Source organism: Vibrio sp. 10N.247.310.17 (assembly GCF_041466605.1).
In the GTDB taxonomy this organism is placed as follows: Bacteria; Pseudomonadota; Gammaproteobacteria; order Enterobacterales; family Vibrionaceae; genus Vibrio; species Vibrio tasmaniensis_A.
Map to the genome: position 1 here is coordinate 1 of NZ_JBFSTC010000164.1, position 5,036 is coordinate 5,036.

Consider the following 5,036-nt stretch of genomic DNA (forward strand, 5'->3'; position numbering starts at 1 on the left):
ACCATCTGTAGGATCGTTCAACTGATCAGGAAAATGCTTAAATGATCAGTGTTACTTTATTAAGTGGCGTTTTTTTATATCTATTGGTTATACCCAAGCATCTTGAAGTTACTTGGGTATATACTTTTCTGGAATTAGTTAGCACATTCATCACTTTCGACCATCTTAATACAGAGACCTAATTAGCGTCTATTCTTATAAGGTCTATGTTGTGAGGTCAAAGCAAGGGATGGAATATGACACTCAATGAATTACGAAATTTATATCGAGAAAATCTGTTGGTTGAAGCGATCATAGAGCCCTCAATTCAAGAGGGGTCTTGGGTTGTGGAGTTTCGCCATATGGGAGGCGGCTTTGTTTTGCTTACTGATGTTCATGGTGAAGAGTGTCATTACGCGGATTTAGACCTAGCATCTAAGTCGGCAATGGCGGTTGGCTTTCAACAAGTGCGTATTGAAAACCAGTAACTCAATTGACGTTTCAATCGGTTTTTACTTCCAAAAAGTTATAAAACATACTTTTCTATTCTTTCTTGTTATTAAAAGGAGTGGTTAATCTATCGTCACGCAATGATTAGGGATGTCGTGACCATGTCTTTAAATAAGAAAGAGTCTTCACAAAATAATAATGCACAGTCTGGGGCTAATGAGTTACCTGGGCTAGCAGCACCACTTAATGACCAACAATTGGGTCATCTTCAGCAAACTGTTTCTGAATTATCTTCTCAACAACTGGCATGGGTCAGTGGTTACCTTTGGGGTGTGAGCCAAACTCAGCCTGTGGGTGCCGCCGCGCCAATCGCTCAAGCAGCCGCTGCAGTAGCCGCAAAACCTGCGGGTAAGCTCAGCATTATCTTCGCATCCCAAACCGGTAATGCGAAAGGTGTCGCCGAATCGCTTGAGGCAGAAGCGAAAGCATTAGGGATTGCTGTCGAGCTTTTCGATGCTAGTGATTATAAAGGTAAGAACCTAGCCAAAGAGACACACGTCATTTTTGTAGCTTCAACCAATGGTGAGGGCGAAGCCCCTGATAACGCTATTGAGTTGCATGAATTCCTTCAATCGAAGAAAGCGCCAAAATTATCAAACCTACAATACGGTGTCATCGGTTTAGGTGACTCAAGCTATGAGTTCTTCTGCCAAACGGCTAAAGACTTCGATAACTTCCTCGCTAAGCTTGGTGCTAAATCGTTTGTCGACCGTCTTGATTGTGATGTTGATTACGAAGAGTCAGCAACGCAGTGGCGCGCTAAAGCATTAGAGCAAGTAAAAGAGACGCTATCGACAGGCACTGAAGCCGATGTAGTTCAGTTGCCCGTCGGTCAAGCGGCTGCCGGTCATTCGCAATACACCAAACAAAATCCATACACAGCGACACTATTAACGAGCCAAAAGATCACCGGTCGTGATTCGGGCAAAGATGTTCGTCATATCGAGATTGATCTTGATGAGTCGGGTATTACTTACCAACCGGGTGATGCGCTAGGCGTATGGTTTGAAAACAGTTCCGAACTCGCAAATCAGATTCTTTCTAAGGTTGGGCTGTCTGGTATCGAAAGTGTCGATGTCGATGGTGACAACTTGTCTGTGCATAGCGCACTTGTCAGCAAATTTGAGATTACCTCTTCAAACCCTCAGCTTGTGACTAAGTTTGCTGAGCTTTCGGGCAGCAAGAAGTTAATCAAGCTGGTGGAAGATAAAGACAAGCTTCGTGAATACGCGGGTAATACTCAAGTTGTCGATGTTTTAGCTGAGAAGAAAACTAAGCTATCGGCTGATGAATTGATTGGCCTACTACGTAAGTTAACTCCACGTCTCTACTCTATTGCGTCAAGCCAAGCAGAAGTAGATGAAGAAGTTCACTTGACGGTTGGTCTTGTTGAATACCAAAAGGGCGATGAATCTCGTCTGGGTGGCGCTTCAAGTTTCTTAGCTCAACGCCTTGAAGAAGGTGGTGAAGTGAAGGTGTTTGTAGAGAACAACAATAACTTCAAACTGCCGCAAGACGACAACACACCAATCATCATGGTTGGCCCGGGTACAGGTATCGCACCTTTCCGTAGTTTTGTTCAAGAGCGTGAAAACAATGACGCTGAAGGTAAAAGCTGGTTGTTCTTTGGTGACCGTACCTTTACTCAAGATTTCTTATATCAAGTTGAATGGCAGAGGTATCTTAAATCTGGTGCATTAACCAAGCTTGATGTTGCGTTTAGTCGTGATCAAAAAGAAAAGGTTTATGTTCAAGACCGATTAATTGAGCAGGCAGAGCAGGTTTGGCAATGGCTTCAAGAGGGCGCGTACCTCTATGTATGTGGCGATGCAACTCGAATGGCAAAAGATGTCCATGAAGCGTTAGTTACGATAGCGGAAAAACATGGCAATCAGAGCCGCGAACAAGCTGAACAATATATTAATGATTTACGTAAAGCGAAACGTTACCAAAGGGATGTGTACTAATGAGCAAGCAAGTAATAGAGCAAGAAGTGCTAGGTCAAGTACTGGGACCTTTGGCTGACAATGAACGTCTGAAGCGTGAAAGTAAAAACCTTCGCGGTACGATTGAACAAGATCTTCAAGATCGTATCACTGGTGGTTTTGCCGCAGATAACTTTCAACTGATCCGTTTCCACGGTATGTATCAACAAGATGACCGTGATATTCGTAATGAACGTACCAAGCAAAAGCTAGAACCTTTACATAACGTAATGCTTCGTGCGCGTATGCCAGGCGGCATCATCACTCCTAAGCAGTGGTTAGCGATTGATAAATTCGCAGATGAAAGCACCTCTTATGGTTCTATCCGTCTTACAACTCGTCAAACTTTCCAGTTCCATGGTGTGTTGAAGCCGAACATTAAGTTAATGCACCAAACACTAAACAGTATTGGTATTGATTCAATCGCTACTGCGGGTGACGTAAACCGAAATGTTTTGTGTACCACAAACCCGGTTGAGTCCGAGCTGCACCAAGAAGCTTATGAGTGGGCGAAAAAGATCAGTGAACACCTATTACCTAAGACACGTGCTTATGCTGAGATCTGGTTAGATGGTGAAAAGCTCGCAACAACAGATGAAGAACCTATCTTAGGTAGTAATTACTTACCGCGTAAGTTCAAGACGACGGTTGTAATTCCTCCGCAAAATGACGTAGATGTTCATGCTAACGATCTTAACTTTATCGCGATTGCTAAAGACGGAAAGCTGGTGGGCTTTAACGTATTAGTGGGCGGTGGTCTTGCAATGACGCACGGCGATACTTCTACTTATGCACGTAAAGCTGACGACTTTGGTTTTGTGCCATTAGAGAAAACGTTAGATGTAGCAGCTGCGGTGGTAACGACTCAGCGTGATTGGGGTAACCGTTCGAACCGTAAGAACGCAAAAACCAAATACACACTAGACCGTGTTGGTATTGATGTATTCAAAGCAGAAGTAGAAAAACGTGCAGGCGTTGAGTTTTCTGAAAGTCGTCCTTATGAGTTTACTGGCCGTGGCGATCGTATCGGTTGGGCGGAAGGCATTGATGGTAAGCACCACTTAGCGTTATTCATCGAAAATGGTCGTTTGCTTGATTTCCCAGGGAAAGCGCTGAAAACAGGTGTTGCTGAAATAGCGAAGATCCACAAAGGTGATTTCCGCATGACAGCGAACCAAAATCTCATTGTTGCAGGTGTACCTAAGAGCCAAAAGGCACAAATTGAAAAGCTGGCACGTCAATACGGTCTAATGGATGATGCGGTTTCAGAACAGCGCAAGAACTCAATGGCGTGTGTGGCATTCCCAACATGTCCGTTAGCAATGGCAGAAGCCGAACGTTTTCTTCCTGAGTTTGTAACGGATGTTGAAGACATTCTGAAGAAACACGGGTTACCAGAAGAAGATAATATCATCCTTCGTATCACAGGCTGTCCAAACGGCTGTGGTCGTGCAATGTTGGCTGAACTGGGTTTAGTCGGCAAGGCTCCAGGGCGTTACAACATGCACTTAGGTGGCAACAAAGCCGGAACTCGTATTCCTAAGATGTATAAAGAGAACATCACGTCAGCTCAGATTTTAGAAGAGATTGATTCGCTGGTGGGACGTTGGGCTACGGAACGAACGGGTAATGAAGGGTTCGGTGATTTTACAATCCGAGCTGGCATCATCGAAGAGGTGATCATTTCAAAGAGGGATCTGCATGCATAATTCTGTCGCTTCAAAATTGAAGTTAGCAGAGCTACTCGCATTGACTAAGACGGAGCAGATACTTCGTCTTGGACAAATTAATGCTGAGTTAGAACAGCTAACTGCATTAGAAAGAGTGAAGTGGGCTCTAGAAAACTTAGAAGGAACACATGTGGTCTCTTCTAGTTTCGGAATCCAAGCAGCATTGATGCTGCACTTAGTGACTCAAGCCAAACCCGATATTCCAGTTATTCTGACAGACACCGGGTACCTATTCCCAGAAACGTATCGCTTTATAGATGAGTTAAGTCAGAAGTTGACTTTAAACCTTCAAGTCTTTCGCGCACAACAGAGCTCTAATTGGCAAGAAGCGCAATATGGCAAACTTTGGGATCAAGGTATAGAAGGGATAGAGAAGTACAACAAACTTAATAAAGTTGAACCGATGAGAAGAGCGCTGGATGAACTAGAGGCTGGCACTTGGTTTTCAGGGTTGCGAAGAGAGCAATCTCAATCGCGCGCAAACTTGCCGATCTTATCTATCCAAAATGGTGTGTTTAAGTTCTTGCCAGTAATAGATTGGACAAATAAAGATGTTCACTATTACTTGGAAGAGCATGGCCTTAGTTACCACCCACTTCGTGAGCAGGGGTACCTTTCTGTTGGAGATACTCATACGACTAAGAAATGGGAACCCGGTATGACTGAAGAAGAAACCCGGTTCAATGGTCTAAAACGTGAATGTGGTCTCCATGAAGACGATGGAGAGCAATATGGCTCTGGGATTTAGACTCATTGCCATTTAAAAAGCTGCCTCAAGGCTAACACTGATCATTTAAGCATTTTCCTGATCAGTTGAACGATCCTACAGATG

Annotated in this window: 4 protein-coding genes; all 4 read left to right on the top strand. The window is 43.9% G+C overall.

Annotation, left to right across the window (positions count from 1 at the left end; translation table 11 throughout):
• Positions 1 to 236: 236 nt before the first annotated feature.
• The 4 genes from AB6D80_RS24130 to AB6D80_RS24145 all read left to right on the top strand — a co-directional run bounded on the left by AB6D80_RS24130 (position 237) and on the right by AB6D80_RS24145 (position 4,952).
• Positions 237 to 467 carry a hypothetical protein gene (locus AB6D80_RS24130; protein WP_004735813.1) on the top strand — a complete coding sequence of 77 codons (231 nt, stop codon included), beginning with the start codon at positions 237 to 239 and terminating at the stop codon, positions 465 to 467.
• A 123-nt stretch (positions 468 to 590) separates the two neighbouring features.
• Complete coding sequence (locus tag AB6D80_RS24135; protein WP_371703549.1) at positions 591 to 2,456, top strand: assimilatory sulfite reductase (NADPH) flavoprotein subunit; 1,866 nt, start codon at positions 591 to 593, stop codon at positions 2,454 to 2,456.
• Entirely contained in the window at positions 2,456 to 4,183 is a 1,728-nt protein-coding gene (gene cysI, locus AB6D80_RS24140; RefSeq protein WP_371703547.1) for an assimilatory sulfite reductase (NADPH) hemoprotein subunit, read from the top strand. Before AB6D80_RS24135 ends, cysI begins: the two co-directional genes overlap by 1 nt.
• Complete coding sequence (locus tag AB6D80_RS24145) at positions 4,176 to 4,952, top strand: phosphoadenylyl-sulfate reductase (protein WP_102250087.1); 777 nt, start codon at positions 4,176 to 4,178, stop codon at positions 4,950 to 4,952. Before cysI ends, AB6D80_RS24145 begins: the two co-directional genes overlap by 8 nt.
• The last annotated feature ends 84 nt before the right edge of the window (positions 4,953 to 5,036 follow it).